27 protein-coding genes are annotated in these 26,478 nt (G+C 38.3%); 15 read left to right on the plus strand and 12 right to left on the minus strand.

What is annotated here, in order from left to right; all coding sequences use genetic code 11:
• Positions 1-4: 4 nt before the first annotated feature.
• Positions 5-337 (minus strand): Hpt domain-containing protein, encoded by a 333-nt coding sequence (locus tag BW935_RS06510; protein ID WP_076499707.1) that lies wholly within the window; start codon positions 335-337, stop codon positions 5-7.
• Between the two features lie 107 nt (positions 338-444).
• On the opposite strand from BW935_RS06510, the gene BW935_RS06515 reads away from it, so the two are divergent.
• From BW935_RS06515 to BW935_RS06525, 4 genes are all read left to right on the plus strand, one after another.
• Entirely contained in the window at positions 445-1,029 is a 585-nt protein-coding gene (locus BW935_RS06515; RefSeq protein WP_084565849.1) for a rhomboid family intramembrane serine protease, read from the plus strand.
• A gap of 69 nt (positions 1,030-1,098) precedes the next feature.
• On the plus strand, positions 1,099-1,269 hold the full coding sequence (locus BW935_RS18330; protein WP_175606645.1) for a hypothetical protein: 171 nt from the start codon (positions 1,099-1,101) through the stop codon (positions 1,267-1,269).
• A complete protein-coding gene (locus BW935_RS06520) occupies positions 1,253-1,711 on the plus strand; it encodes a DUF2452 domain-containing protein (RefSeq protein WP_076499709.1) in 459 nt (152 codons plus the stop codon). The genes BW935_RS18330 and BW935_RS06520 overlap by 17 nt, the downstream gene beginning before the upstream one ends.
• 11 nt (positions 1,712-1,722) lie before the next feature.
• Entirely contained in the window at positions 1,723-2,373 is a 651-nt protein-coding gene (locus BW935_RS06525; protein ID WP_076499711.1) for a DUF7255 family protein, read from the plus strand.
• A gap of 45 nt (positions 2,374-2,418) precedes the next feature.
• On the opposite strand, the gene BW935_RS06530 is transcribed toward BW935_RS06525, so the two are convergent.
• Together BW935_RS06530 and BW935_RS06535 are read right to left on the minus strand one after the other, a co-directional pair.
• Entirely contained in the window at positions 2,419-3,036 is a 618-nt protein-coding gene (locus tag BW935_RS06530; protein WP_076499713.1) for a deoxynucleoside kinase, read from the minus strand.
• Positions 3,037-3,103: 67 nt separating this feature from the next.
• On the minus strand, positions 3,104-3,994 hold the full coding sequence (locus BW935_RS06535; protein WP_076499715.1) for a 3-hydroxybutyryl-CoA dehydrogenase: 891 nt from the start codon (positions 3,992-3,994) through the stop codon (positions 3,104-3,106).
• Positions 3,995-4,148: 154 nt separating this feature from the next.
• Here BW935_RS06535 and BW935_RS06540 point away from each other — a divergent pair, with 154 nt between their 5' ends.
• Positions 4,149-4,976 carry a CvfB family protein gene (locus tag BW935_RS06540; RefSeq protein ID WP_076499717.1) on the plus strand — a complete coding sequence of 276 codons (828 nt, stop codon included), beginning with the start codon at positions 4,149-4,151 and terminating at the stop codon, positions 4,974-4,976.
• On the opposite strand, the gene BW935_RS06545 is transcribed toward BW935_RS06540, so the two are convergent.
• Positions 4,973-5,332 carry an arsenate reductase family protein gene (locus tag BW935_RS06545; RefSeq protein ID WP_076499719.1) on the minus strand — a complete coding sequence of 120 codons (360 nt, stop codon included), beginning with the start codon at positions 5,330-5,332 and terminating at the stop codon, positions 4,973-4,975. The two genes, BW935_RS06540 and BW935_RS06545, sit on opposite strands and share 4 nt — an antisense overlap.
• A gap of 107 nt (positions 5,333-5,439) precedes the next feature.
• Here BW935_RS06545 and BW935_RS06550 point away from each other — a divergent pair, with 107 nt between their 5' ends.
• Both BW935_RS06550 and BW935_RS06555 read left to right on the plus strand, forming a co-directional pair.
• On the plus strand, positions 5,440-5,928 hold the full coding sequence (locus BW935_RS06550) for a YkgJ family cysteine cluster protein (protein WP_076499721.1): 489 nt from the start codon (positions 5,440-5,442) through the stop codon (positions 5,926-5,928).
• 48 nt (positions 5,929-5,976) lie between these two features.
• Entirely contained in the window at positions 5,977-6,906 is a 930-nt protein-coding gene (locus BW935_RS06555) for an ROK family protein (RefSeq protein ID WP_076499723.1), read from the plus strand.
• A 246-nt stretch (positions 6,907-7,152) separates the two neighbouring features.
• Here BW935_RS06555 and BW935_RS06560 read toward each other — a convergent pair whose 3' ends face one another.
• Both BW935_RS06560 and BW935_RS06565 read right to left on the minus strand, forming a co-directional pair.
• Positions 7,153-7,545, minus strand: a complete 393-nt coding sequence (locus BW935_RS06560; RefSeq protein ID WP_076499725.1) for a hypothetical protein — start codon at positions 7,543-7,545, stop codon at positions 7,153-7,155.
• Positions 7,538-8,788: a sterol desaturase family protein gene (locus BW935_RS06565; protein WP_076499727.1), complete on the minus strand. Its 1,251-nt coding sequence runs from the start codon at positions 8,786-8,788 to the stop codon at positions 7,538-7,540. Before BW935_RS06565 ends, BW935_RS06560 begins: the two co-directional genes overlap by 8 nt.
• Positions 8,789-8,911: 123 nt before the next feature.
• Between BW935_RS06565 and BW935_RS06570 the strand changes: the two genes are divergently transcribed.
• The 4 genes from BW935_RS06570 to BW935_RS06585 are packed head-to-tail and all read left to right on the plus strand — an operon-like array spanning position 8,912 to position 14,690.
• Positions 8,912-9,415: a DNA topoisomerase IV gene (locus BW935_RS06570; RefSeq protein ID WP_245802654.1), complete on the plus strand. Its 504-nt coding sequence runs from the start codon at positions 8,912-8,914 to the stop codon at positions 9,413-9,415.
• A gap of 31 nt (positions 9,416-9,446) precedes the next feature.
• On the plus strand, positions 9,447-11,348 hold the full coding sequence (locus BW935_RS06575; RefSeq protein ID WP_076499731.1) for a DNA topoisomerase IV subunit B: 1,902 nt from the start codon (positions 9,447-9,449) through the stop codon (positions 11,346-11,348).
• Between the two features lie 27 nt (positions 11,349-11,375).
• On the plus strand, positions 11,376-13,988 hold the full coding sequence (locus tag BW935_RS06580) for a DNA gyrase/topoisomerase IV subunit A (protein WP_076499733.1): 2,613 nt from the start codon (positions 11,376-11,378) through the stop codon (positions 13,986-13,988).
• A gap of 15 nt (positions 13,989-14,003) precedes the next feature.
• The gene (locus BW935_RS06585) at positions 14,004-14,690 is read left to right on the plus strand and encodes a TrmH family RNA methyltransferase (protein ID WP_076499743.1); all 687 of its coding nucleotides are present in this window, start codon (positions 14,004-14,006) and stop codon (positions 14,688-14,690) included.
• 84 nt (positions 14,691-14,774) lie between these two features.
• Here BW935_RS06585 and BW935_RS06590 read toward each other — a convergent pair whose 3' ends face one another.
• From BW935_RS06590 to BW935_RS06600, 3 genes are all read right to left on the minus strand, one after another.
• Positions 14,775-16,649 carry a CocE/NonD family hydrolase gene (locus BW935_RS06590; protein WP_076499745.1) on the minus strand — a complete coding sequence of 625 codons (1,875 nt, stop codon included), beginning with the start codon at positions 16,647-16,649 and terminating at the stop codon, positions 14,775-14,777.
• Positions 16,650-16,728: 79 nt separating this feature from the next.
• Positions 16,729-17,337 carry a hypothetical protein gene (locus BW935_RS06595; RefSeq protein WP_076499747.1) on the minus strand — a complete coding sequence of 203 codons (609 nt, stop codon included), beginning with the start codon at positions 17,335-17,337 and terminating at the stop codon, positions 16,729-16,731.
• Between the two features lie 59 nt (positions 17,338-17,396).
• Positions 17,397-18,107 (minus strand): hypothetical protein, encoded by a 711-nt coding sequence (locus tag BW935_RS06600; protein WP_076499750.1) that lies wholly within the window; start codon positions 18,105-18,107, stop codon positions 17,397-17,399.
• Between the two features lie 63 nt (positions 18,108-18,170).
• On the opposite strand from BW935_RS06600, the gene BW935_RS06605 reads away from it, so the two are divergent.
• Together BW935_RS06605 and BW935_RS06610 are read left to right on the plus strand one after the other, a co-directional pair.
• Positions 18,171-18,695: a HEAT repeat domain-containing protein gene (locus BW935_RS06605; RefSeq protein WP_076499752.1), complete on the plus strand. Its 525-nt coding sequence runs from the start codon at positions 18,171-18,173 to the stop codon at positions 18,693-18,695.
• Between the two features lie 59 nt (positions 18,696-18,754).
• On the plus strand, positions 18,755-19,357 hold the full coding sequence (locus BW935_RS06610; protein ID WP_245802655.1) for a hypothetical protein: 603 nt from the start codon (positions 18,755-18,757) through the stop codon (positions 19,355-19,357).
• 34 nt (positions 19,358-19,391) lie between these two features.
• Here the strand turns inward: BW935_RS06610 and hrpB are convergent, their stop codons facing one another.
• The 3 genes from hrpB to BW935_RS06625 all read right to left on the minus strand — a co-directional run bounded on the left by hrpB (position 19,392) and on the right by BW935_RS06625 (position 23,647).
• Positions 19,392-21,872: an ATP-dependent helicase HrpB gene (gene hrpB / locus BW935_RS06615; protein WP_076499756.1), complete on the minus strand. Its 2,481-nt coding sequence runs from the start codon at positions 21,870-21,872 to the stop codon at positions 19,392-19,394.
• An 84-nt stretch (positions 21,873-21,956) separates the two neighbouring features.
• Complete coding sequence (locus BW935_RS06620; protein WP_076499758.1) at positions 21,957-22,457, minus strand: DUF2911 domain-containing protein; 501 nt, start codon at positions 22,455-22,457, stop codon at positions 21,957-21,959.
• 44 nt (positions 22,458-22,501) lie between these two features.
• Positions 22,502-23,647, minus strand: coding sequence for a Gfo/Idh/MocA family protein (locus BW935_RS06625; RefSeq protein WP_076499760.1), 1,146 nt, complete (start codon positions 23,645-23,647; stop codon positions 22,502-22,504).
• A 205-nt stretch (positions 23,648-23,852) separates the two neighbouring features.
• Here BW935_RS06625 and BW935_RS06630 point away from each other — a divergent pair, with 205 nt between their 5' ends.
• The gene (locus BW935_RS06630) at positions 23,853-24,311 is read left to right on the plus strand and encodes a (2Fe-2S)-binding protein (RefSeq protein WP_076499762.1); all 459 of its coding nucleotides are present in this window, start codon (positions 23,853-23,855) and stop codon (positions 24,309-24,311) included.
• A 2-nt stretch (positions 24,312-24,313) separates the two neighbouring features.
• Positions 24,314-26,476 (plus strand): xanthine dehydrogenase family protein molybdopterin-binding subunit, encoded by a 2,163-nt coding sequence (locus BW935_RS06635; RefSeq protein WP_076499764.1) that lies wholly within the window; start codon positions 24,314-24,316, stop codon positions 26,474-26,476.
• The last annotated feature ends 2 nt before the right edge of the window (positions 26,477-26,478 follow it).

The following is a 26,478-nucleotide window of genomic DNA, read 5'->3' on the forward strand; positions in this document are numbered from 1 at the left end:
GAGTTTAGAGTTTCTCTAAAAAGTCTTTTAATTCCTGCTCAATGGTGATAATCTGGGATTTCAATAAATCATATTTACTCCTAGAGTTTTCCAGATCGGCTTCAATGGCTTCCAATAATTTTCTTGTTTCTAAAGCGCCTACATAGCTCATACTTGGTTTGGCTTTGTGACATCTCTTTTTGACCGTAGCATAGTCGTCTTGAGCATAAAATTGATCTAATTCCTTCAAATCATGTAGGTTAGTCTCTAAGATAATTTCGATCATCTCTTTGATCATCTCCTTGTCATCATCTCCAAAATACTGAAAAATGGTTTGTGGGTTTACGATTTGGTACATACAGTTTAGGGCAGTTAAAACATTGAAAATTAAATCTGTGTTAAATATGCTAATAATTCAATAAGAGCAAGTCGAAATTTATAATAATTTTTCCAAAATTAAATCTAATGGCCTCCTACAAGTTTATAAATAGTCAGAGGATCAATAAAAGCCTCATAGTTCCTTCAAGATTAGGTTTCTTGATGTTTTTGGTCTTTTTGATAGAAATAAGCTTCAATTTTAGACTCAACTTCCTGGGGATTTTGCCATTAAGTATTCCTCATATTTTCGGGGTACTATTTGCTCCGCTGATTCATGGTGGATTTTTACATTTAATTTCTAATCTAGTTCCTTTCTTTATTCTTAGCTTCCTGCTTTACTATTTCTATGATCGCGTGGCGGATCATGTTTTGCTGAATGTTTATCTAGTTACCAATTTAGTTGTTTGGATGGCAGGAAGACCTTATTTCCATATAGGTTCTAGTGGTCTTGTTTACGGGTTATTGTTTTTTTTGATTTCTATGGGAATATTTCGGGCTACTTTCCAGTCTGTTCTCATTGCTATTTCGATTTTTATCATTTATGGAAGTATTATATATGGCGTCCTTCCTTCTAATGGTCGTATTTCTTGGGAGTCTCACCTGGCAGGTGCTTGCGTAGGTGTTGTAAGTGCATTTTATAATAGCAGGAAAGTACGATTGAGTAGTTTTTAATCTATGATTGATCACTTATTTTTACAATTCATTTAAACCTTGCATTGATAAACCTGTTAATTTTAACAAATGAATAAGAACAAGCTCATCTTTCTTGTTTTGGCAGTAATATTTTTACTTGCCATGTTTTGGATAGGATACGATATCTCTACCCGCACGACATTTCCAGGATCGAAGGGAAACCTCAAAGAAAGAATAGCTCCGAGCGATAGCCTTAAAATAGATGACAAAGAAAAATAAGATCGATATAGATCAAATTGACCTGGAAAGGATGAAAGAGTTGACGACTGAAAATCCAGGTTTATTACCATATGCGCATACTTCTGGAGGAGCCATCATCAAACCCGAAGATAAAGGCAAAATCACTGGAAGGGCTGTAGCAGCCATGCATTCTCAGACGGATATGCAAATGACTCAGATCTATCAACAGATGCAGCTTCTGGCAGACCAAGCCAAGAAAATTCAGAAAAGGGTAGAGGTCTCCGAGAGAATTTATAATGCAAGAATCAGCTTCGAGCCTTTGATCAATCATATTTACTATCTCTATCAGAAAGAGGATGGTACGGATTTTTTAAGTATGATCGCACCTGATGAATGGGGGAGAAAGAAAGGTTTTGCTAGCTTTGTGGCTGAAATCAAACTTCTCGCTGACCATACCTGGGATGTGCTTAGCGAAGGATAAATTCAAATACAGTGCACCAACTCAAAGTCCAAAACCTTTACAGCATACTCAAAGATTCTGAACATTTTTTAGAACCTGAGTTCCTATTGGATGTCAATCCTGCATATATAAATGGTAAAGGAGAACAGCTATTACAGGAAGTTTTATCAGTATTGGATGGTAATGCAAAAAAGCTTCCATTACTTGAGCATCTTAAGTTTGATTTCAAAATCAATCGATACGTATTCATTTATGATGATCAAGTTCACTTTAATAGATATAGATTAAACTCCTTAAAGACAGACCTTTATAATTCATTTACCTTTCCTTGGGTAGATGGGTATAAGAGGCTTTGTAGAACTTTTGAGAAAGAATGTCTAAAGGCTGGACTTCAAGAAAGAATCTGGATTGGGCCACCTTTTGCCACGCAACTTTTTGGCTCATCTGAGGAACCAGGAGATTTGTCTGGAAGTGGTTCAGCTGGATGGAGACTCAATGCATACAATGATGCACAGTATGATTTGATCAGTAGACTACATGGCTACAAACTAATAAGAATTCCCATGTATGAAAATATCATGACAGGAGGGAGTTTGAAAAAAATTGACGACTTGCTACTCAACCCTAAGGAAGAAACTTTTCAAGCCATCAAAAATTGGTTCTTCAGAAAATTAGAACAATGAGGGTTATTGATTGTCACATGACAATCAATAACCCTCAAACATACATCAAGAGAAAAGTCCATGTATTTCTCTATCTACTTTTTCTACGATCTCAGAAAAATGCTCAGGGTAGGCCACAAAGTCCATATCATTGACATCAACAATCAATAACTTCCCTTTGTCATAACCAGAGATCCAATCTTCATAATGGGAGTTAAGATTTTTGAGGTAATCAATTCTTATGGCATTTTCATAATCACGTCCACGCTTCTCGATTTGACCGACGAGTTTGGGAATATCTGCCTTGAGATAAATCAACAAATCAGGGGCCTGCACAAATTCAATCATGGAATGGAACAGATTCAAATAGTTGTCATAATCTCTTTGGCTGATAAGGTTTGATTTATGCAAATTTGCCGCAAAAATGTAAGCATCTTCGTAAATTGTCCTGTCTTGAATCACTGATTCAGCGTTTTGCCTGATTTTATTGATTTGATTGAATCGACTATTCAGGAAATAAACTTGAAGATGAAAAGACCATCTTTTCATATCCTCATAAAAATCAGCCAAGTAGGGATTGTTTTCCACTGCCTCAAATTCCGCCTTCCAACCGTAATGTTTGGCTAATTTTTCTGTCAAAGTGGTCTTACCACTTCCAATATTTCCTGATACTGCTATGTGCATTATTGATTCAATAAAAGGAGGAAAGAGCTTAATCACTTTCCTCCTGATGTAAATTCTTAAGATTAAATTATTTTTTAAACTGAGTAGATACAGTGATATCCTTGCTTCCTGGAGTATATTTATAGAAGCCTTCTCCTGTTTTAGCTCCTTTGTATCCAGCCTGAACCATATTGACGAGTAAAGGACAAGGGGCATATTTAGGATTACCAAATCCATCGTGAAGTACTCTCAAAATAGAAAGACATACATCTAATCCAATGAAGTCCGCTAATTGCAGGGGGCCCATTGGATGTGCCATACCAAGCTTCATTACCGTATCGATTTCCTCAACTCCTGCTACCCCTTCGAAAAGTGTATAAATAGCCTCGTTGATCATCGGCATCAAAATTCTATTGGCTACAAAACCAGGATAATCATTGACTTCTACAGGTACTTTTTGAAGGTTGCTGGAGAGCTCCATGATCTGATTGGTAACCTCGTCTGATGTGGCATAGCCTCGGATCACTTCTATCAATTTCATCACAGGCACTGGATTCATAAAGTGCATCCCTATCACCTTATCAGGTCTACCAGTCACTGAACCGATTTTAGTGATAGAAATAGAGCTGGTATTAGATGCCAATATGGTATGAGCTGGACAGATTTGATCCAACTCTTTGAAAATGTTCAATTTGATGTCAACATTTTCTGTAGCTGCTTCTACTACCAAATCAGCTGCTTTGACTCCATCTGATACTGCTGTGAAGGTGCTAATGTTACCAAGAGCTTTCGCTTTATCTTCTTCAGTAAGTAATCCTTTGCTTACTTGTCGATCTAGGTTTTTGCCAATGGTAGCCAAAGCTTTATCCAAGGCACCTTGATTGATATCGATTAGGGCAACTTGGTAACCAAATTGCGCAAAAACATGTGCAATTCCGTTCCCCATGGTTCCAGAACCGATTACTGCTATATTTTTCATAAATTCTTTGGGTTTATATGATTTGATTAGCTTAACAATGTAAATCAAAAATTGTCTCCTCTCGAGAGGAAATAATCATTTTCAACTTCCAAATCTAATCTGATTAGGCACTTTTTCCAATTTCTACTTCAAGTAATTTAATTACCTTTGAACCATGAAAGAATTGGGAAAAATCAATAGTCTGCTGATCAATAGGTTTACTGCTAATGGAGCGTATTTGGCTTTGCAAGAAGGTGGAGAGGTACTTCTACCCAAAAGTTACCTCCCTGAAGAAATAAAGGAAGGTCAGGAGATTGAAGTTTTTGTATATACAGATAGTGAAGATAGACCCGTTGCGGTCACTACCCCTCCAGTCGCTTTATTAGATGAATTTGCTGTAATGGAAGCAAAGGAAATCACAAGATTTGGAGCTTTCATGGATTGGGGATTGCCCAAGGACCTTTTTGTACCAAAGTCTGAGATGCACAAAGAAATGCAGGTGGGAGAGAAGTATCTTGTCCGTGTTTGTGTCGATTTCAAAACAGATAGATTGATTGGTGTATCCAAGTACCAAGACTTTTTGATTGAAGATACTCGTGGATTCGAAGAAGGCCAAGAAGTTGAGGCTTTGATTTTTGAAGAAACAGATTTAGGATATAAAGCATTAATTGAAAATAGCTTCGAAGCACTGTTATATAAAAATGAAGTATTCGAAACCATTCAGGTTGGAGATAAAGTAAAGGCTAGTATCAAAAAGAAAAGAGATGACGGCAAATTAGACCTGATTCTAGGCTCTTTGGGTAGGCAAAAATATGAAGAAGGGGCTGAAAAAATCCTTACCGTTTTAAAAGCGAAGAAATTTTTGCCCCTTCATGATAAATCATCCCCTGAGTCCATCAAAGAGTTGTTGGGAATGAGTAAAAAGCACTTTAAACAATCAATTGGTCAACTTTACAAAGCCAAAACAATCAGGATTACTAATAAAGGTATTGAACTCGTCTAGTTCAATTGCAGAATTGCATTTGGCGTGGTACAAAGCACCGCTTTGTTTCTCTTAATGGCAATTGGAGCTTTGATAAGATGCGGATACTTTACCAATATTTGTAACCAACTTTCATCATCCCAATTCTTGCCTGCAATGTGATTTTGATAATCAGGATGTGCTCTATTCAACAAGTCTTTTGGTCTTAGCTTAAGTAAATCCAAAATGGACCTCCATCCAGTGGTTGTAATTCTCTCTTTATCAATATTGATTTCATTCACATGATTAGAAATAGAATGTGCAAAAGCCCTCACTTGCTTGTCAACAGAATGGCTTGGATTGTAGTAGAAGAATAACTCGTTTGGATGCATTTTCATAGTTTTTTGGGTTTAGTGAGTTTTAATATAGTGCAATACAGATAAAATTCCAAATAAAAACCTGTTGAATATTTGAATTCAAAACTATTCATAAGCGAAGTATTAATATGGATTTAGAAAGTTTCAAAATAAAAAGTAAGGCTGAATTTGCACATCATAAAAAGACCAAAGAAAGGCTCAAGAAGATTAAGCCCAAGGTACTTGATCAAATGTTCGAAGAGGCACATGAGGAAAAATTCTCAAAGCTTGATTGTCTCAGTTGTGCCAATTGCTGCAAAACCACTAGCCCTATATTTTTACAAACTGATATTGATAGGCTTGCTAAAGTTTTCAAAATGAAATCATCAGAATTTATTGATCAATATCTTTTTAGAGATGAAGAAGGTGATTACGTGCTGCATAGTTCTCCTTGTCCATTTTTGAATGATGACAATACTTGCTTCGTCTATGAAGTCCGTCCAAAAGCTTGCAGAGAGTATCCACATACAAATCGGAAAAACATGCATGGCATTCTTAATTTGACATTAAACAATACTTTGGTTTGTCCGGCAGTTCATGAAATTTTTCAAGACTTTGGAAAAGATTCTAGGAAGTAAGGGATAGACTTTACTATTTTAGTGCCTTAAACCTATTGAAGAAAAACTATGAATAACAATGAAGAACATTTTTTGGGAGTGGATGTAGGAGGCACTCATCTCAAGATTGGTTTGGTAAATAGAAGGGGAGAGATAGTCTCCTTCGACAAAGAAGATACCACGCCATACAGAGATGACCCTAGAGGTTTTAATGCATGTTTTATTGAAGGTGTTGGCAAGTATCTCCGAAAATATCCACAAGTGAATAAAGTCGGAATAGGGCTACCTGGCTTGATTTCGAAGGATAGAACCACAACACTAGAAATCCCAGCCATTCCAGCGCTAAATGGTTTCAATTTGAAGCAAGGGCTTTTGGATGCTTACCCTGAGAAGAAGTTTTATTTAGAAAATGATGCCGCAGCAGCTGCTTTGGGTGAGTTTCGATACGGGAAAGGTAATCCTTCTCCTAATTTCCTATTTATTACTATGGGAACAGGTATCGGTAGTGCGATGATCATGGACGGCAAGGTATTCAAAGGCTCTAGAGGTAATGCCATGGAAATGGGCCATATGCTTTCGAGAGGAAATGAAGCACTAGAGCGCATCATTGGTAGAGATGGTATTCTAAGGATTATGGATAGGATGATTCGAGCATACCCAGATTTAGCGGGGAAGGAGTTGATCGGTCAAGAATTGGGTACACACTTATTGGTAGATACTGCAAAAAATGGCAATCAAGTTTCCATTATGGTCTTCGAGGAAGTGGCTAGAGTTCTTGGAGAGGCTATTGTATCAGCTATAAGAATATTGGATGTTACAGAAGTGTACTTCGGAGGGGGAATATCAGCAGGATTGGAATTTATGATGCCTGCATTGGATAAGACTGTGAGACAGTTTTTGACAAAGTACTATGTAGAGGACTTAAAACTTATCAAAGCCAGTTTGGAAAATAATGCTGGTACATTAGGAGCTGCTGCGCTTTGTTTTATAGAAGATTAATAACCCTATTTTAAAAAAATAAATTTATGGAACTTTGCTAGAGACATTAAATCCCAATATTAATTGATATTGGATACTTGTGGATATTAACCATTAGCAACCGAAAATACCAATTAATTGAAGTTAAAAGCAAAGAAGCATATAACAGATTTAAAAAAATATTAATCCCCATGGAAAGAGCATTTCATGGGGATTTTCATTTATTTGATCTTTTTTAATTTCTCAATTTAATACGAAATAAAACCATCAAGGATCCAATCTACTAATGGTAACTTCACTCACTTTATTGATCGCGTTGAGTCGAAACATGACTTTGAGTGGTGCTATTTCGGAATCATAATTGTCACAGTTTTCACTTGGCTCAAGAAAGTAAAAAAAGTAGCTCTGACTTTTATCTACCAACATCACTCGGTCAGGTCTACCAAATGTTTTGATTAAATTTTGATTGTTTACACCCAAGAAATCATTCTTGATACGCTGAATCTCTTCAAGCTCTTGGATCCTCAAGCCATTACAACCATAGCGGTCATTTTTCCAGTTTTGAAGATTTAAGGTTTCCACATCCAGCTTACCAGAGCAAGCGGAGAATAGTATCATCAAGAAAAGGCTATATATCAAGTAAACGGAAGATCTATGCATGTTGAGATTGATTTTTGACTATTTGTTGAAATTGCTTGACAGCAGTTCCATTTTTCCAAAGCCAAAAGTACGAGCTCAAAAGGTACATAGAAAGGGAGATTAGAATTATATTTTCTGCTAACAGTTCTCTTGCGATCCACCAAATCGTTACACTCAACAAGGCAATTCGGATGATTTCCTGGACATGATACCAGCGACTTTGTTCGAAGATAGCAGAGAAACTCACCGTACTCCAAATAATCATTGCCGATAAACCTACCTTGAGCACCCAATCGAAGTCCCCTAAATTAAATAGAAAAAAAGCTGTAATCACCATTAGCATTACATATTGATAAAACACATAGTAATTTAGTGGTTGAGGGACTGTTGTATCAAACTTTTTATACTCCCTTGGTACCTCCTTTACAGTACGATAGCCGCCAAGGTATTCAGGTAGCCATCCAGGTTTATTAAATAGGTATCTGAGTTTATCGGACCATTTAGGGATTTGCCTCAATTCATTTTTCATATTGGCATAATGAGACAAGTTTACCCATACAGGATTCCAGCTATTGACAGGTGTAGTAATGCCATAGGTTGGTCTCTCTTCTTCTTCTTTGAATGTCCCAAACCATTTATCGAAGATGATAAAAGTTCCTCCGTGATTTTTATCAATATATTTAGGATTACGCCCATGATGAACGCGGTGATGGGAAGGAGTATTCATGAATTTTTCCAAAAAACCCATGCGATCAATCGCTTCTGTATGAATCCAAAACTGATAGAGCAAGTTGAGACCTGACACCAATACCAAAGCCACTGGATCAAAACCAGTGATTGCTAATGGTAGGTAAAACATAAAAGTCCAAATGGTCTGGGTCGAACTTTGTCTCAAAGCTACAGATAAATTATATTCTTCTGAAGAATGATGTACTACATGTCCCCCCCAGAAAAGATTGATCTCGTGTGACATTCTGTGAGCCCAGTAATAACAAAAATCATAGAGAAAAAATAACAATAGGAAAGTCCAGAGATTGCTAGGGATATCCAGAATCGCAAATTTTTCAAAAAAGAAAGTATACACGCCGATGGAAAGGACTTTAAGAAATACACCTGTCACTTGAGAAACAACACCCAAATTGATATTGGTAATTGCATCATTCATGCGGTAACTTGGATTCTTTTGAAATCTCAATACGATCAACTCTACAGCCATCAAAAGAAAATACATTGGAATGGCTATGACTACAGGACTCAGATTCATCTTATGCTCAGTATTTTGGGGTTTATTTGAGTAGAAAACTACTTATAAAAACTGAATAAACGAAAAATCTGTTTCGATTTTGCTAAGCATAAATCTTTATATTAGCGCCTTAAATAAATTCACATGATGTATTATAGATTCGGAAAAGTATTTCACTTTCTCACCGTTTTGATTTTCGTTTTTGTATTTCTTTATATCTATGCAGCACTGACAGATATTGTGGCTTACCAATTAGATGATTCAGGTGGCTTTGACAAAAGTATTGGGAAAGAGACTTTTTTCTATACCGGTATTGTCGCTTTCATTGTACTCAATGTGCTATTGGTGGTGCCAGCAAAAATGATTGAGAATCAAAGTATTTCAAGTCTAAAACGAATTTTTCCAAAAGGAAAATTACTAAGTGATTATATGATTGCTTGGATGTATAGTTTTGTTGGGATTATCAATGTTTCTTTGATAATCATGACCTTTTTTGTTCACAGTATCAACAACCAAAACGAGATAAGTGCAGGAGAATTCAGTTTCTTCTTTTATCTTATTCCAGTTTTATTTGTGATTTGGATAGGAGCCTTGTTTTGGATTCTCATTCAAAAATTCAAAGAAGTACAAGCTTCAAATAAAATTTAGTAATAATCCATCATAAAGTCATCAAAATCAAATGGCAGAAAACGTTCAATATACAGAAGACAGTATCAAATCCTTAGATTGGAGAGAACATATTAGGTTGCGTCCTGGTATGTATATCGGAAAGCTAGGAGATGGTAGTGCCCAAGATGATGGTATCTATGTATTGGTAAAGGAAATTCTTGACAACAGTATCGATGAGCACATGATGGGCTATGGTAGGACCATCGACATCAAGATATCCGAGCATAGGGTAGAAGTAAGAGATTATGGACGAGGTATTCCTTTGGGCAAGGTCATCGATTGTGTTTCCAAAATCAATACAGGGGGGAAATACGATTCTGGTGCTTTTCAAAAGTCAGTTGGTCTCAATGGAGTAGGTACCAAAGCAGTCAATGCCCTATCTGAGTACTTTAAAGTTCAATCTTACAGAGATGGTGAAACCAAGGTAGCGGAGTTTGAAAAGGGTGTTTTGGTCAATGATCAAGCTGTGACCAAAAGTTCTGATAGGAATGGTACAAAAATCATCTTTTCACCAGATGGATCAGTTTTCAAAAATTACCACTTCATTCCAGAGTATCTCGAGAATCAAATCTGGAATTATGCTTTTTTGAATGCTGGACTGACGATCAATTACAATGGTAAAAAATTCTATTCTGAAAAAGGCCTGTATGATTTACTTCAGAGAAAAGTAGATGAAGAAAGTGCACGCTATCCTATCATCCACTTGAAAGGAAACGACATCGAAGTAGCCATTACTCATAGTAATCAATATGGTGAAGAATATTATTCCTTTGTCAATGGACAGTTTACCACTCAAGGAGGTACGCATCTGGCTGCATTTAGAGAAGCCATTGTCAAAACAGTCAGAGAGTTTTATAAAAAAGACTACGATGCTTCTGATATCAGACAAAGTGTAGTTGCGGCGATTGCCGTACGGGTGCAAGAGCCAGTATTCGAATCACAGACTAAGACCAAGCTAGGATCTCAAACAACTGGACCTGATGGTCCAACTTTGAGAACTTTTGTAAATGACTTTTTGAAAGTCGAGTTGGATAATTACCTGCACAAAAATCCAGCTGTTGCAGATGCATTATTGAAACGAATCTTGCAATCAGAAAGAGAGCGAAAAGAAATCTCAGGCATCAAAAAACTAGCAAACGAAAGGGCCAAAAAGGCGAACCTACACAATAAGAAACTCAGGGATTGTCGTGTGCATTATGATGATGCCAAAGGAGACGAAGAGAAGAAAAACAATACCATGCTGTTCATCACAGAAGGAGATTCCGCTTCAGGTTCTATTACCAAGTCACGTGATGTACAGACACAAGCGGTGTTTTCTCTTAGAGGAAAGCCCCTAAACTGTTTTGGCATGACCAAAAAGGTGGTTTACGAGAATGAAGAATTCAACCTTCTTCAGCACGCCTTGAATATTGAGGATGGAGTTGAAAATCTCAGGTACAGAAAGATTGTGATTGCTACTGATGCGGATGTAGATGGAATGCATATTCGTTTGCTGGTCATGACTTACTTCTTACAATTCTTTCCTGATTTGGTAAAGAATGGACACCTCTATATTCTGGATACTCCTTTGTTCAGAGTAAGAAACAAAAAAGAAACAATCTACTGCTATACTGATGAAGAGCGCCAAAGGGCTATTCATAAATTAGGAAAAACCGCTGAAATCACACGTTTCAAAGGGCTGGGTGAAATCTCACCTGGTGAATTTGGGACATTCATAGGTGAAGACATCCGTCTTGAGCCCATTATTTTGAATAAGGAAACCAAAATTGCTGATCTATTAGGTTTCTATATGGGAAAAAATACGCCAGATAGACAAAATTTTATCATCGACAACTTGAAGATCGAAAAGGACATCGTCCACGATGACCCTGCCAAGAAAGCTGAGGAAGAAGATGAAAATGAAGCAGCCTAATCGTATTTTGAATAAGGAAAAATAAGCATGAGCGATCATATCAACGATACACCAGAAGAAAACGAGGAATCACTTCATGAATCCATCCCTGTCACGGGAATGTACAAAGAGTGGTTCTTAGATTACGCCTCCTATGTAATTCTCGAAAGGGCAGTCCCCGCCATAGAAGATGGATTGAAGCCAGTACAGCGTAGAATCTTGCACGCCATGAAAGAAATGGACGATGGAAGGTTCAATAAAGTCGCCAATATCATTGGTCAATCAATGCAGTATCACCCACACGGTGACCAGTCTATTGGTGATGCAATAGTGAATCTGGGTCAAAAAGACCTGCTTATCGAAACTCAAGGTAACTGGGGAGATATACGTACTGGTGATGGTGCTGCTGCATCTAGATACATAGAGGCTAGACTTTCTAAGTTTGCGCTTGAAGTAGTATTCAATCCGCAGACTACCGAATGGCAACTTTCATACGACGGCAGGAAAAAAGAACCCGTCACACTTCCTGTTAAATTTCCACTATTGCTTGCGCAAGGTGTTGAAGGGATTGCGGTAGGTTTGTCAACAAAAATTCTTCCTCACAACTTCATTGAATTAATTCACGGGTCTATTGCTATCCTTCAAGGAGAGCGAACCAACATCCTGCCTGACTTCCCAACTGGGGGTATGGCGGACTTTTCAGAATATAATGAAGGTCTTAGAGGAGGGAAAATTAAAGTTAGAGCAAGGATTGAAGAGGGAGACAACAAAACGCTGTTAATCAAAGATATACCATTCGGAACAACTACCAACTCCCTGATTGATTCAATTATCAAAGCCAATGATAAAGGCAAGATCAAAATCAAAAAGGTAGTAGACAATACAGCAGCAGATGTTGAAATAGCTATTCAGCTAGCGCCTGGTCAATCACCAGATATGACCATTGATGCGCTGTATGCATTTACGGATTGTGAAGTCAGTATTTCGCCAAATGCATGTGTCATCATAGCAGATAAGCCGGTATTCCTATCTGTAAACGACATCTTAGAATACAATACCAAGCAGACCAAAGCGCTTCTCAAAAAAGAGCTCGAAATCCGTAAGGCCGAGTTGATGGAGAAGTTACTTTTCTCCTCTCTTGAGAAAATATTCATCGAAAACCGAATCTACCGAGACATTGAGGAATGTGAAACATGGGATGCTGTAATTGAGACAATTGATAGGGGGTTAGATCCTTTCAAACCAGAATTCTACAGAGAAATTACAACCGAAGATATTGTAAGGCTGACAGAGATCAAGATCAAGAGAATTTCCAAGTTTGATGCCTTCAAAGCAGATGAACTGATGCGTAAGCTTCAGGAAGAGCTCAAAGAGGTCAATTACAATCTCAAACACCTGACGGAATATGCCATCAAATATTACGAAAACTTATTGACCAAATACGGAAAGGGTAGAGAGCGTAAAACAGAAATCAGAACTTTTGACCAAATTGAAGCTACGGTAGTTGCTGCAAACAACGCTAAGCTTTATGTCAACAGGGCTGATGGATTTGTGGGCTATGGATTGAAAAAAGACGAATTTGTTTGTGACTGTTCTGACTTAGATGATGTGATTGTCATCCGGAGAGATGGCAAGTGTGTAGTTACAAGAATTCAAGAAAAAGGCTTCGTTGGTAAAGACATTCTTTATGTAGGGATATTCCGCAAAGGAGACGAGCGAATGGTTTACAACCTGATTTACCTTGATGGAGGCTCAGGAAGGGCCATGGTGAAGCGATTCCAAGTCTTAGCAGTGACGCGAGATAGGGAATATGAATTGACCAAAGGTACAAAAGGATCAAAAGTCCTCTATATGACAGCTAACCCAAATGGGGAAGCAGAAATTGTCACAGTCTATTTAACTCAAGGAGCAAAAGCTAGAGTGAAAGTTTTTGATTTTGACTTTAGCACAATAGAGATCAAAGGTAGGGGAGCAGGTGGTAATATCCTGACCAAATACCCTATCAGAAAAGTTCAATTAAAAATGGAGGGGGTTTCTACACTTGGAGGTCTTGATATTTATTATGACCCTGCAATTGGTAGATTGAATACAGACCAAAGAGGAAATTTGGTTGGTAACTTCTTAGGTGATGATAAAATTCTAGTTTGCTACAAAAATGGTGAATATGAATTGACCACCTTTGAGTTAACCAATAGATATGAAGCTCAAAATGTACTGTTGATTGAGAAGTTTGATGCACAGAAAGTTATATCTGCTATCTATTTTGATGGAGGAAGTAAGACATTCTTTGTCAAGAGATTCATGATAGAGACTTCCACGATCAACAAGAAATTCAACTTCATTTCAGACCATAGACAGTCTTATCTCAAGATCGTCTCTACGCACAAGCAGCCACAAGTCAAAGCAACTTTGCAGAAAGGCAAGGATAAAGAGGCTGTGGAGTACGATTTAGATATGTTGATTGATGTGAAAGGTTGGAAAGCCGTTGGAAATAAGCTTTCTTCTCATCAAGTGATAGATTTAGAGTTGATCGAGCCAGTCAAGTCGGTTTCAAACAAAAAAAATGATGATAATGCTCCTGATGATGATTCAATTGAAGTAGGATCGACCATTGATCTAAAGGTGAATAATGATGACGAAGAGCAACTTGGCCTTTTCTAAAGAATTGAAAAAAGAATGGATCAAAAAGAGAAGGAGTTTTTGAAATACCTATCAGGTTATATCACAGCCCATAAATTGGCAATGATGGAGCAGGTGATGGCCAAAAGAACTAGGTATTTTACAGTGGTCCTTGAAGATATCTACAAGCCCCATAATGCATCAGCCGTTCTCAGGACGGCTGATTGCTTTGGTATACAAGATGTCCATATCATTGAGAAAAAGAATCAATACAAAATTAATCCTTATGTCACGCGTGGTGCTGCCCAATGGGTAGATATTCACAAATACTTTACACCAGAGGGCTCAGCAATAGCATCATGTTTTGGCCAATTAAGACAGGCTGGATATAAAATCTACGCCACCAGTCCAAGACCAGAAAGCATCTCTATCCATGAGTTACCAGCAGATCACAAAACAGCATTGGTCTTCGGCAACGAACATGAAGGAGTAAGTGAAGAAGTCATTGCTAATGCTGATGGGCTTGTTCACATACCGATGAACGGTTTTACTGAAAGCTTTAACATATCTGTTTCTGCTTCTATTTTTCTTTTTGATTTACAACGAAAAGCAGCAGCAATAAATATCCCTGATTTTTACATTTCAGAAAGTGAAAAAGAAATCTTGAGATCTAAGTGGTATCGCGAAATCGTAAAAAACTCAGAAATCCACGAGAAGAATTTTTTTAAAGCTTACGAGGAATAAAGTTATGATTAATCCATGTAAGAACTAACAAAAAGGGCCATTCAATAAGCGAATGACCTTTTTTGTTTGTAGTCCTTTATCCAACTATCGCTTCACAATTGGTAAGCTGATACTGCTTGGATATCTGCTAGAGTGATGAATGTTATTTGTAGCTACTATGCCTTCTGTCTCATCATAGGTATTGCCACCTGTATTCATGTTACGATCAAACCTCGGGAAATTAGAGGAAGATACTTCAATTCTAATTCTATGCCCTTTTTCAAAGTAATTGGATGTAGACATTGGGGTCATATTGACTTCATAGACTTTGCCTTTTTCCATAAAAACCTCCTTTTCGTAGCCTTCTCTATACCTCACCCTTTGGATCGTTTCATCTAGGTTATAGGCTTTGCCATCTGGATATACATCGATTAACTTGATTGTAAGATCCGTATCCTTCACATCAGTGGATAAAAATAACTTAGCCTCAATAAAACCACTGATTTCCACGCCTTCAGCCAACGGTTCAGTGGTATAAACCAAGATATCTTCTCTCAACTCCATTTCTTGCTGATCAAAAGATCCACCTTGAACAGCATTGCCTGTACAGCATACATTTCCTCCATATGATGTCACTGGGTACATTGGATCATATTGGAAAGTGTCTGGGTTATCTCTGCCCGGTTTTTTGGTCGTCAAGACACCGTTACCAAGCCTGGTATTTGCCTTGCCTTTGCTGTCTAGATAATATGTGACCATTTGAGCCTCTTTTGGAGGCCAAGTATCAGAAGATTGCCATTTATTTGATCCCATGGTGAAGTATCTTACTTTCGGCATTTCCTCTTTGATTTGATTGGCTTCTTCCTTGAGCCAGAAATCAAACCAAGCATAGGTCAGTTCATTATAGTTCAATCTAGCATCGCCAACTGATCTTTCGCCCACTACGGTATTTTCAGAAGCTCTGGTAAATGCACAATGTAGGGTAGGAGCGATGACCAGGTATTGGTTATCTCTGATTTTAGGATCTTTTGCATTATTTCGGATATGATTATACATCGCTAAGTTTGGGCTACTAGCTACATCATACCATGATACAAACCAGAATCCAGGTTTTTCGAAAGGCATATCATCGTGGAATAAACCACCTTCATACCATTTTGGATCATTTGGCTTACGGGTGATCATTTCTTCATAGATACCTCTAGGTCCGTTGACATTCTTGATGATATCTTGAATCGGCAAATGACTCAATCCTTCTTTCCAATCAACTCTAGGATATCGTGGTGCCATGTCATAAAATCTCTGCAAGCGTTGCAAATCCTCCTGTTGAATTCCTTCGGGTAGTCTTGGAGCCATAGGATCATGCTGCGTACTGTACAACCAAGTCGTGAAAAGCATCTGTCCAGCACCACCTCGGTACCAATTGCCTTGCTCGTAATAATCACCAATTCTTCCAACGCCTGCGCCATATCCCTGAGGAATTAAGACCGCGTGAGCTGGGTGATCCAGTGCTGCAACAGCCATTTGCCATTCAGCAGTAGAAGAACAACCGATAGTACCTATCTTTCCATTACTCCAAGGCTGTGAGGACATCCATTCCATAGCATCATAGCCATCAGTCAGTGGGGTACCTAAAATATCCCACTCACCCTCAGAGAAAAAACGACCTCTTTCATTTTGAACTACATATGCATAGCCTCTTTTGACCGCTTCCAAGGCTGTTTGCATGGTTCTAGTCACTAATTCACCATCTCGATAGGAATTGAAATTGTATGGGGTACGCGAAAAAATGATAGGAACGGGCTCGTCTCCTTTGGGTCTGTAGATATCTGTTGCCAACCTGACACCATCTCGCATTGGCATCATTACTTTTTGATCAATGACCGCAACCTCGTCTAATTGATCTAAAATAGACTTTTCTTGTGCTGAGCTTACTCCCCACATAAACAGGAGTAGCAGTAGTAAGTGCAATTTTCTCATAGGTATGATTTGGATTATTTTCAATACCTAAAATAGAGCTTTATTCCTGAAAAGTAGAATTTAATTTTATAAATGGGTTTTAATTCCTTTTAATTTTCTCCTTGAGCCCTTCAAAAAATGGCGTTCTATTTTTTTTCCTTTTGGCTCTTGCTTTTTGCCTCCGCTTTTTGTCTTGAGTTTTACTTTTAACTAAAACAGTTCTCGCCGAAATTCCAACTTGTCCTCTAAAAAACTCTTCCCTTCCTGACATGTTAAAATTAGGCTTGTAGTCCAGTGAAATCGTAGTGTTGAGCACAGTCATTTCTATTCCTGCAATCAAATCTATTCCATTGGTCGCATTACCGTAGGTCGTTATGATTTCCATTGTTGCAGGGTTTTTCACCTGACTTTCCTCCCAACCAAATGAATAGCCCAAACCATAATAATAATTGAAACGCTTAGAGATAATTGGCTTGTGTTGCTCGAGGAGCAAATGCATCGTTGTATTTCGACTGAAATCTGATTGAATGATTCCCTCTAGGGTCGTATGTTTCAAAATACGCTGCTTCGCTGTAAGCCCTAAGGTTCGACTGTAATCATTAGATCCTAATCTCAAACCAGCTGCTGTTCCATAGCGTTGCGCTTGAACATCAGTCAATGTGAATAGTATCAAGAAAAATGGAATCAGGAGTATAAGGTGATTTTTCAAAGGCTTAGTCTAAATTAATGATATTTAATAAATTAAAAGGATCAAAAAACATTCCAATATTACCAATCTTCTTCCTCTTCGTCTATCTGCTCACTATCATTTGAAGAAAAATACCCAGCCAATATTTCTCTTCCTTGTTCAGTCACCTTAACTTCAGCCTTCAATAAAAACTCATTAGTTTCCATCAATGCTTCATAAGTTGGATTTTGGATATGTTTTGGGATTTTGAATATCCTAGAATCTTGTTTTTCAAATGGAATGCCTACTTTGCCTCCGTATAAATACGGAATCAACGTTTCCGAGCAACTAATTCCGATCCTATCTATTCTGAATTCTTCAAAATGCTCTCTCAGTCGCTCATTTATGTCATCAAAGAAATCTAAAGTCTCTTGCAACCTAACTCTAGATCCTGCTCGAGACTTACCTTTTGTTTTCAAATGTTTGATTTGACTTTTTCCCTGTTTTTTTCTAACCATATAAGCACGAAAAACTTTATGCCTTTCATTTACAAAATTTTCAAAAAATCCAACCGAACCAATTCCCGATCTTATCATGATTAAGACATAATTGAGAAATTCCTGTTCTTGAATCACATTTTTCTTAGCATCAAAATTTATATTCAAAGGAAGCCTGATTTTGATACAATTTTCACCTGAATCTGTATAGCTAATCTGATGTTTCTTTTGACTATATTCGAAACTTAGTCCACTATTTAGGAGAGAATCAAACAACTTTTTAAATGCTTCTTTTTCAAATAAATAAGTCTTCATTTACTTTTTTTTTATGTTTCCTCCTTGTAGATGGTCTTATATTTGATACTAAAGTAAAAAACCATGGAAAATAAAATACAATATCTGCTTGATAAAATGTGTGATAAGTCTGAAGAAGAGGCTTACGCTTATGCTGATCAACTTGCAGAAATAGGAACGGAAGAAGTGCTAGATAGTTTGATCGATGTATTGAACAGTGAAAATATTGACAATGCTTATTTAGCGGCCAGAGCTTTGAGTAAGATCGAAAATAACAATAAGGCTCTTGAACCACTACTAGAGAAAATTCACGATCATGCAAATAAAAATAGAAATGGACTCTTTGTCCAAGCGCTTGAAGGGTTTGATTTGAGTGACAAATTTGTTGATGTTCTCAGGATATATCTTTTCGGAAACTTCAAATCATCGAATTTGGCTAAAACCTACCTGGATCATGTAGAGTTTGATTTGAGCCCGAGGACGATTAAGAAAGCAGAAAAGCACTGGAGCCATTTTCAGAACAACTCCGATCAGGAAAGTGATGATTATGCCATCAAAAAAGCAGAGGTTGAAACTATATTGAATGAAATAAAACAATTATTTCTTTAAATATAAACAACAAATTAAGGGAAATACAGGTTATAATAGGGATGATAGTATCAAAAGAAATGAAAACGGCATACCAAGATTTTTTGGAAGATTTTGGGTTCAATCTAGATCCAACGATTCTTCATTATGTCAAATTATTTGATGAAGGCAAACAGGTCGTCTTCTTTCATCATATCTCAAATTCAGATTCTAACTGCATTGAGGTTCAGCTTGGCATTAGAATCGACGCAGTAGAAGATATCATCAATCAGTTCTTGCCATCATTGGGTGATTTTAGTGAAAGAAGTACAACATTGATCATGCCCATCGATCAGATCAATGCCAACATGCAAAGACGGTACTTCATTGAAGAAGAAAAAGAAGTGCCTGAAGTCCTTAAAAAAATTGAAAGTCATTTGATAAATGATGGTTTTAGGTGGCTAGATAGGTATTCAGACCCAATAATTCTTGAGGATTATTTTAATAATAATCCAGATCAAGAATTTATCACTCAGAACTTCACTTATCGATCTGCTCGAGCTATTACGCTGTGTAAATTATATAATCCGAATAACTACGAGGAAAAGAAAAAGGCTTATTTGGACAAACTAGAGGAAATGATGGTCACTCCATTTACGCTGGCAAGCTTTCTTAACCTGCTAAACTATCTAGAGAACAACTAAAAAAAGGATCGAGTCACATCGATCCTTTTTTAATTCACTTCTTTATCACACCTCTTACAGCCTCAGCTTCCAAAGGATTGTCAGGCCAAGCGTGCTTTGGATATCTCCTTTTCAATTCTTTCTTTACTTCAAAGTAAGCATGATGCCAAAAGCTATTTAAGTCAGCCGTCACTTGCACTGGTTTGAATCCAGGGGAAAGTAAGTGAAGAATGATGCTTGTCTGGCCATCATTGATTTTGGGAGTATACACCCAGCCAAAGACTTCTTGTAGCCTCACGGCCAATACCGGCGCATCTCCGTGAGGTGAATAATTTAGCATCAAGCTACTTCCACTCGGAACAGTGATTCTAACTGGCGCAAGTGTTTCAAATTTTGTCCATTGCTTATAACTTATACTATTTTTTAAAATTTCTACTAAATCCAGCTTTTTGAAATCCTCCGGTTTTTTGATCCCTGAAAAATAAGATCCAAACAGTTCTTTATTTCGTTCAATAATAGCTGATGTAGACCAATCAGGCCATTTCTCGTATGGTCTCCAAAGTTTTATACAAGCCATTCTAGCTTGTAAAGCTTTGACTTGCTCATTGATGTCCAGCAGTTTTTCTCCTTCCTTGTTGAGTGCATGGCTCAAGGCAAGGTACAAATCTTCTTTTGTGAGGTCATCGATTGGCGTTGACTTTAATACTATGCTTCCAATACTCAAGTCATTGCTAGCAATCAGGCCGCCCTTTCTACTATCCCATACCACTCTTCTTTTGGTTTTTAAGAAGGAGCGAAGGTCTTTAGGGTTCAATGGGGAAGCAAGAAATATCTTGCCCATGCCATCCCTAGCGTCTATATGTGATACAGCAAGCCATGAATCATGCGCCAAGTCATCTTTGTGTGAAATCATGGCCAACTTGCCATTAGCCAGCTGAAATTGGGCATTATTTCCTGGCCGAGCACAAGCAATTCGCTCCGGATAAGCCAAAGCGATCAAAGCCCCAGTTTCAAATGGATCTACAAAATCATTCTCAACTGCTGCTCCAAATATCCTTCTGTAATTTGCAGCAATTTTCTCCACTTTATTGAATCCTTTAACTGATAATTTTTCTTTTCGGGTACGGCGCAAAGCTTCTATACGCAAATTGATATCTACCCCTGAATCAGGAGCTAAAGGATCTTTTTCTTCTAATAACCCAGCAATATCAGTGGCCAATGCAAGTTTGGATTCTTCCTCGGCGATGACCAGCATGTGTGCAATCCTCGGATGGGCTGGTATGGCATGGATTTGCTTACCATGTGCTGTGATTTTACCGTCTTCTATGGCACTGAGCTGGGTCAAGATTTCGAAAGCCTGCGAAATGGTACCTGATGGAGGAGGAGTAAGCCAAGTCATTTCTCTGATGTCTTTGACACCCCATTCTAACATGTCAAGCACCAAAAAAGCTAGATCTGCTTCTAATATCTCAGGAGTCCGAAACTCCTGAAGCTTTGCTTGGGTAGCTTTGGACCATAATCTATAACACACGCCAGCTTGCAATCTACCAGCTCTTCCAGCTCTTTGATCTGCTGAATCTTTGGCAATCCTGATAGTCTCCAACCTACTCAAACCTGAATTTGGATCAAACTTTGATGTTTTACCATATCCAGAATCTATCACTATAGTAATTCCCTCAATCGTCAAGCTGGTCTCAGCGATAGAAGTGGACAGGACAACTTTTCTTTTGCCATGTCTATTGGGCATGATAGCCTGATATTGGGCAGTATGGGAGAGTTGGCCATAAAGTGGATGGATAGAAAAATCAGGTAATTGCTTCCTTAAAATAGCTTCTGCTTTTTTGATTTCTCCTTGCCCTGGCAAGAATACAAGAATATCTCCTGTATGCTTTTTACTTGCATCAATAGTAGCTTTGGCTACCATCTCAGGCATCAACCAAGGATCTATATCTCCTGCATAATAAATATCAACTGGAAACATTCTCCCTTGACTGGAAATCACTGGTGCTTGAAGTAAGTGGGATAGCTGTGGCATATCCAAAGTCGCTGACATCACCAAAATCCTCAAGTCAGGTCTCAATACTTGCTGTGCTTCTCTACAAAGCGCCATCGCTACATCAGCATGAATGTTTCTTTCATGAAATTCATCAAAAATAACCATCCCAACATCTTCGAGGGCATTGTCAGCATGTAGCATTCTCGTCAAAATCCCTTCAGTTAGGACTTCTAATTTGGTTTTAGAGGAAACTTTAGACTCAAATCTGATTCGATAGCCTATAGTTTCTCCAAGGTTTTCACCAAGGAGTTCAGCCATTCGCTGAGCGATAGACTTTGTGGCTAGGCGTCTGGGCTCAAGCATTAGAATTTTCTTTCCTTTTAGAAAATCGGACTCAAGCAAAGCCAAAGGCAATAAGGTGCTCTTTCCAGCTCCTGGTGGTGCCTGGACGATTACTGTATTTTTATGGGCTAATGTTTCCTGTACTTCTGAGATAATCTCACGAACAGGCAAATCAATGCGGAATGAATCAAAAGTCAAAATCTACTTTATTTTTGAGATTCAAAGGTAAAAAAAATACCACCGCGCTAGCAGTGGTATTTTCAAAATTATAAGGTAAGTGACTTATTCTACTTTTGCAGCAGCTCTACCATATTCCCATCTAATCTCAAAACCTGAAGAAGTGACTTCATAAACCAATCGCTCTTCCATGGAAGACCCTTGTCCAGAAGGTACTGTCACTCTCAAAGCATCCTGTGATTGATCATAGGTATAAGCACCCCATTGCTTGGCAACTTTATTGAAGATGAAAGTTGATTCCATCTCACCTGGGATGACAAAGAAGCTGTATTTCCCAGCAGGAAGGTCTTTTCCTTGTACTTTGACATCCTTGCTAAACTCTATGGTGGTGGCATCATTAGCTCCAGCTCTCCATACTTGACCTAGTGGAACTAGATCACCCCAAATCGTTCTACCTTTCACGGCTGGACTAGAATAATTGATAGTGATCTTGGTGCCATTAATTTCTCCCTCAGCTGTTTTTGCTGGACTCGGCTTTTCATCTTGTGCTTGAGCTACAAGCCCAAAAGCCATCAAAATAATTAAAATCAAACTGCTCTTTTTCATTTCGTTTTCAATTTTGGATTGTTAAATTTTTACTTTTAAATAAATCAAACTTTAACCCACCTTTGTTCTTTATGGCTCTCAATGATTCTTTCACAAATAATCAATTCGCGAAGTCCATCTTCAAAGGTAGGGAAACTTGGCTGAACAGGCTGCTTTCCTTCTCTCACGGCAGCATAGACTTCTTTAAACATTTGCTTGGAAGTATCAGGAAAGCCTTCATTGTGTCCGCCAGGAAAACTGATTAAACCAGCTGCCTCCGGTGAAAATAAAGCTGGATCTTTCATCAAGTGTTGATTAGCTGTTTCTCTCTTGCCAATCCACATTTCATTAGGACGTTCTGAGCACCATTCAAAATTTGCTTTTGAACCCGCTATCTCAATATTCAATCTGTTTTTGCGTCCAGCATTTACTTGGGAAACAGTCACCGAGCCCTTGTTACCATTATCAAACCTGAGCATCACTGTTGCATGATCCTCAGTAGTGATAGGTACTTCCTCATAATCGGAGGCATTGAGCATTTTCCCAGAATATGTTTCTATGGCTTTCAAAGGTTTTAACCTAGTTTTGTGCACAGTTGAAAAGTCAGCCATCACTTCGGTGATTTTCAATCCCGAAATGTACTCTGTGATATCCAAAAGGTGAGATCCAATATCTGCAATGGCCCTAGAGTCTCCTGACTTATCTGGCTCAAGCCTCCAATTATAATCCGTCTGAAGGAATAACCAATCTTGCAAATAGGAACCCATGACACTGTAGATGTCTCCCAAATCACCATTTTCACGCATGGTCTTCATTTGTCTAACCATTGGGTAATACCTAAGATTGAAATGTACTGCATTGACTAGGCCTTTTTCTTTAGCCAATGCAACTAGTTCCTCAGCTTCTTCGATTTTGGTAGCGAGTGGTTTTTCGCAGACCACATGCTTACCTGCCAAAAGCGCTGCTTTGGATTGTGAAAAATGCAGGAAATTTGGCGTACAGATATGTACCACATCAATCTCAGGATTTTGAAGCATAGCTTCGAAAGTAAAAGCTTCTGGAATGCCCAATAAAGTGGCTTTTTCCCTTGCCAACTCAATATTGACCTCACAAAGTGCCACAACTTCAATATTTGGAATTCTTCTTAATGCTTCCAGATGTGCCGGGCCAATAAAACCCGTTCCAACAATTGCTGCTTTTATTTTTTTCATAATAGGTTTGGTAGTTTTTGATTCAAAAAATAAATATAGTGCTTTAAAAGCTTTTTAAAAACCATTAGTACGAGCCTGGGTGAAAACCATATCCATTTATATCCATTAATGGCAGTTTGTCAAATTATCTATCGAAAAAATACCCAAGCATTTATGCATTTATGATTTTATGTTTAAATTATACTCTAAATAAATAATTTCTATCATGGCAAATTATAATCTACGCATAAACGGTAAAAATTACGAAGTAGATGTAGAAGACGACACGCCACTTCTGTGGGTTTTAAGAGATCATCTAGGCTTAGTAGGTACCAAATATTCCTGTGGGATCGCCCAATGTGGAGCTTGCACAGTACATATCAATGGAGAGGCTACTTTCTCTTGTACTATGCCTATATCTAGTGTTGGAACAGATAAAGTCACTACCATAGAAGGATTATCTGATAATGGTGACCACCCTGTTCAAAAGGCATGGAAGGAAGTGGACGTGGCACAGTGTGGATACTGTCAAGCAGGTCAAATTATGAATGCAGCTGCATTTTTGAAAAAGAACCCTAAGCCAAGCTTGGAAGAAATAGACAATGCGATGAATCGAAATATCTGTCGCTGCGGAACCTATCACAAAATCAGAGAAGCAGTAGCTTTGGCTGCTAAAACCAAATAATTATGGCTGATATCACTAAAACAAATAGACGGGATTTCTTGAAAATCGCGGCAACTGCTACAGGAGGTCTTTTTATTGGCTTTTATTGGTCTAGTTGTGACTCTCCAAAAATGAAAGTACTCTCAACTGAGGAAGTTTTGAGTAAAGCACATAATTTCAATAGTTTTCTATCCATCTCTCCAGATGGAGATGTGGTGATCTATTCTCCTAATCCAGAATTGGGTCAAAATATCAAAACATCTTTTCCTATGGTCGTAGCTGAGGAACTTGATGCTGATTGGTCAAAAGTACGCGTATTACAAGCTCCATTGGATAATGATAAATTTGATCGACAGCTTACTGGAGGTTCGGGTGCTATGCCTCATTCATGGGAAAGATTGAGAAAAGCAGGTGCCACAGCGAGACACCTTTTGTTGACAGCAGCTGCTAATCAGCTAGAAGTGGATATGGCTTCATTATCCACCGAAAAAGGAATGATTTACCATAAAGCTAGTGGAAAAAAGCTGACATATGGAGAAGTGGTCATGGCGGCCTCGGAATTAGAGGCACCAGAAGAAGTATTGCTTAAAGATCCAAAGGATTTTACCATCATAGGTACTCCCATCAAAAATGTAGACAATGATGATATGTTTACAGGAAAGCCTCTTTTTGGTTTGGATTTTTACAGAGAAGGGATGCTTCACGCCATGATTCAAAGGCCTCCTTTTGGAATGAAAATCAAATCTGTAGATGATGCATCAGCTAGGAGTGTCTCCGGAGTGACAGACGTCATCCAATATGATAATTTTGTGGCAATCGTAGGTACTTCTACTTGGCCATTGATGAAGGCAAAGCGTAGATTAAAAGTAGAATACGAATCAGATGGAAATGTAGAAAGTACTTTTGATCATGATAAAATCATGAAGGAATTACTAGATTCCAAAGATGCAAGAGTCATGCGACAGGATGGTAATGTGGACGAGGCATTTAAAAATGCAGCAAAAGTAATCACAAGTGAATATCAGTGTCCATTCTTGCCGCATGCACCCATGGAACCGATGAATTTCTTTGCGCATGTCAAGGGAGAAGAAGTGGAGCTAATTGGCCCTACACAGACTCCCGATGCAGCAAGAATGCAGACAGCTCAACTATTGGGAATTCCTAAAGAAAACATCACCGTGGATATCACTAGACTTGGTGGTGGTTTTGGTAGAAGATTGAGAGCAGACTATGTTTTGGATGCAGTAGAAGTCTCAAGAAGAGTCAATGCACCTGTAAAAGTGACTTGGACTAGAGAGGATGATATGACCGGAGGAGCATACAGACCTGCTGTAAGGTACAGGTTCTCTGCCGCGCTAGATGCGGCAGGAAATATGATTGGATTTAAGTTAAGAGGAGTAGGGCTCAATGCTGGTAACTCCGTCAGACAAGATAATTTCCCTTCTGGTGCCGTACCAAACCTTCTGATCGAGAATATCAATTACAACTCCTCTGTGACTACCAATGCATGGAGAGCACCTATTACCAACTTCCTAGCCTATGCGGAGCAATCTTTTCTGGACGAAGTAGCTTTAGAAGCACAGAAAGACCCTGTGAAGTTTAGACTAGATTTATTAGAACAAGCTAAGAGTTCACCAACTGGATCAGTTAATTATGATGTTGATCGTATGATCGGTGTTATCAAAGATGCTGCTGAACGATCCAATTGGGGTAAGGATAGCAATGTGAAGCAAGGATTTTCTGTCTATTTCTCACACAGATCCTATGTTGCTCAAGTGGCTAATATTGAAATGATCAATAATCAGCCCGTATTGAAAAAGATAGTAGCCTCAACAGATTGTGGCATTGTGGTCAATCCTACAGGAGCCAATCATCAGGTAAGGGGAGGTATAGTAGATGGTATGGGGCATGCGATGTTTGGTAACTTGGTATTTGAGAATGGTCTTCCAAAGCAGAAGAATTTCGACTCCTATAGATTGATCAGGATGAAAGAAGTGCCTGAAATAGATGTTAATTATGTTGACAGTGGTTATGACCCGACTGGACTTGGCGAACCAGCCTTACCTCCGACAGGTGGCGCAATTGCCAATGCTATCTTTGCTGCAACTGGAAGGAGATTGAGAAGTCAACCATTTATAGAACAAAAAGAGTTTTCTGATTTGAATCTAGAGATCAGAAGGGGGTAGGT

The organism is Belliella pelovolcani, from assembly GCF_900156785.1.
In the GTDB taxonomy this organism is placed as follows: Bacteria; Bacteroidota; Bacteroidia; order Cytophagales; family Cyclobacteriaceae; genus Belliella; species Belliella pelovolcani.

Excerpts from the sequence above, each read along its gene's own strand:
- BW935_RS06510 (WP_076499707.1), bottom strand. The coding sequence starts at position 337 with ATGTACCAAATCGTAAACCCACAAACCATTTTTCAGTATTTTGGAGAT.
- BW935_RS06515 (WP_084565849.1), top strand. The coding sequence starts at position 445 with ATGGCCTCCTACAAGTTTATAAATAGTCAGAGGATCAATAAAAGCCTC.
- BW935_RS18330 (WP_175606645.1), top strand. The coding sequence starts at position 1,099 with ATGAATAAGAACAAGCTCATCTTTCTTGTTTTGGCAGTAATATTTTTA.
- BW935_RS06520 (WP_076499709.1), top strand. The coding sequence starts at position 1,253 with ATGACAAAGAAAAATAAGATCGATATAGATCAAATTGACCTGGAAAGG.
- BW935_RS06530 (WP_076499713.1), bottom strand. The coding sequence starts at position 3,036 with ATGCACATAGCAGTATCAGGAAATATTGGAAGTGGTAAGACCACTTTG.
- BW935_RS06535 (WP_076499715.1), bottom strand. The coding sequence starts at position 3,994 with ATGAAAAATATAGCAGTAATCGGTTCTGGAACCATGGGGAACGGAATT.
- BW935_RS06540 (WP_076499717.1), top strand. The coding sequence starts at position 4,149 with ATGAAAGAATTGGGAAAAATCAATAGTCTGCTGATCAATAGGTTTACT.
- BW935_RS06545 (WP_076499719.1), bottom strand. The coding sequence starts at position 5,332 with ATGAAAATGCATCCAAACGAGTTATTCTTCTACTACAATCCAAGCCAT.
- BW935_RS06550 (WP_076499721.1), top strand. The coding sequence starts at position 5,440 with ATGGATTTAGAAAGTTTCAAAATAAAAAGTAAGGCTGAATTTGCACAT.
- BW935_RS06555 (WP_076499723.1), top strand. The coding sequence starts at position 5,977 with ATGAATAACAATGAAGAACATTTTTTGGGAGTGGATGTAGGAGGCACT.
- BW935_RS06560 (WP_076499725.1), bottom strand. The coding sequence starts at position 7,545 with ATGCATAGATCTTCCGTTTACTTGATATATAGCCTTTTCTTGATGATA.
- BW935_RS06565 (WP_076499727.1), bottom strand. The coding sequence starts at position 8,788 with ATGAATCTGAGTCCTGTAGTCATAGCCATTCCAATGTATTTTCTTTTG.
- BW935_RS06570 (WP_245802654.1), top strand. The coding sequence starts at position 8,912 with ATGATGTATTATAGATTCGGAAAAGTATTTCACTTTCTCACCGTTTTG.
- BW935_RS06575 (WP_076499731.1), top strand. The coding sequence starts at position 9,447 with ATGGCAGAAAACGTTCAATATACAGAAGACAGTATCAAATCCTTAGAT.
- BW935_RS06580 (WP_076499733.1), top strand. The coding sequence starts at position 11,376 with ATGAGCGATCATATCAACGATACACCAGAAGAAAACGAGGAATCACTT.
- BW935_RS06585 (WP_076499743.1), top strand. The coding sequence starts at position 14,004 with ATGGATCAAAAAGAGAAGGAGTTTTTGAAATACCTATCAGGTTATATC.
- BW935_RS06590 (WP_076499745.1), bottom strand. The coding sequence starts at position 16,649 with ATGAGAAAATTGCACTTACTACTGCTACTCCTGTTTATGTGGGGAGTA.
- BW935_RS06600 (WP_076499750.1), bottom strand. The coding sequence starts at position 18,107 with ATGAAGACTTATTTATTTGAAAAAGAAGCATTTAAAAAGTTGTTTGAT.
- BW935_RS06605 (WP_076499752.1), top strand. The coding sequence starts at position 18,171 with ATGGAAAATAAAATACAATATCTGCTTGATAAAATGTGTGATAAGTCT.
- BW935_RS06610 (WP_245802655.1), top strand. The coding sequence starts at position 18,755 with ATGAAAACGGCATACCAAGATTTTTTGGAAGATTTTGGGTTCAATCTA.
- BW935_RS06620 (WP_076499758.1), bottom strand. The coding sequence starts at position 22,457 with ATGAAAAAGAGCAGTTTGATTTTAATTATTTTGATGGCTTTTGGGCTT.
- BW935_RS06625 (WP_076499760.1), bottom strand. The coding sequence starts at position 23,647 with ATGAAAAAAATAAAAGCAGCAATTGTTGGAACGGGTTTTATTGGCCCG.
- BW935_RS06630 (WP_076499762.1), top strand. The coding sequence starts at position 23,853 with ATGGCAAATTATAATCTACGCATAAACGGTAAAAATTACGAAGTAGAT.
- BW935_RS06635 (WP_076499764.1), top strand. The coding sequence starts at position 24,314 with ATGGCTGATATCACTAAAACAAATAGACGGGATTTCTTGAAAATCGCG.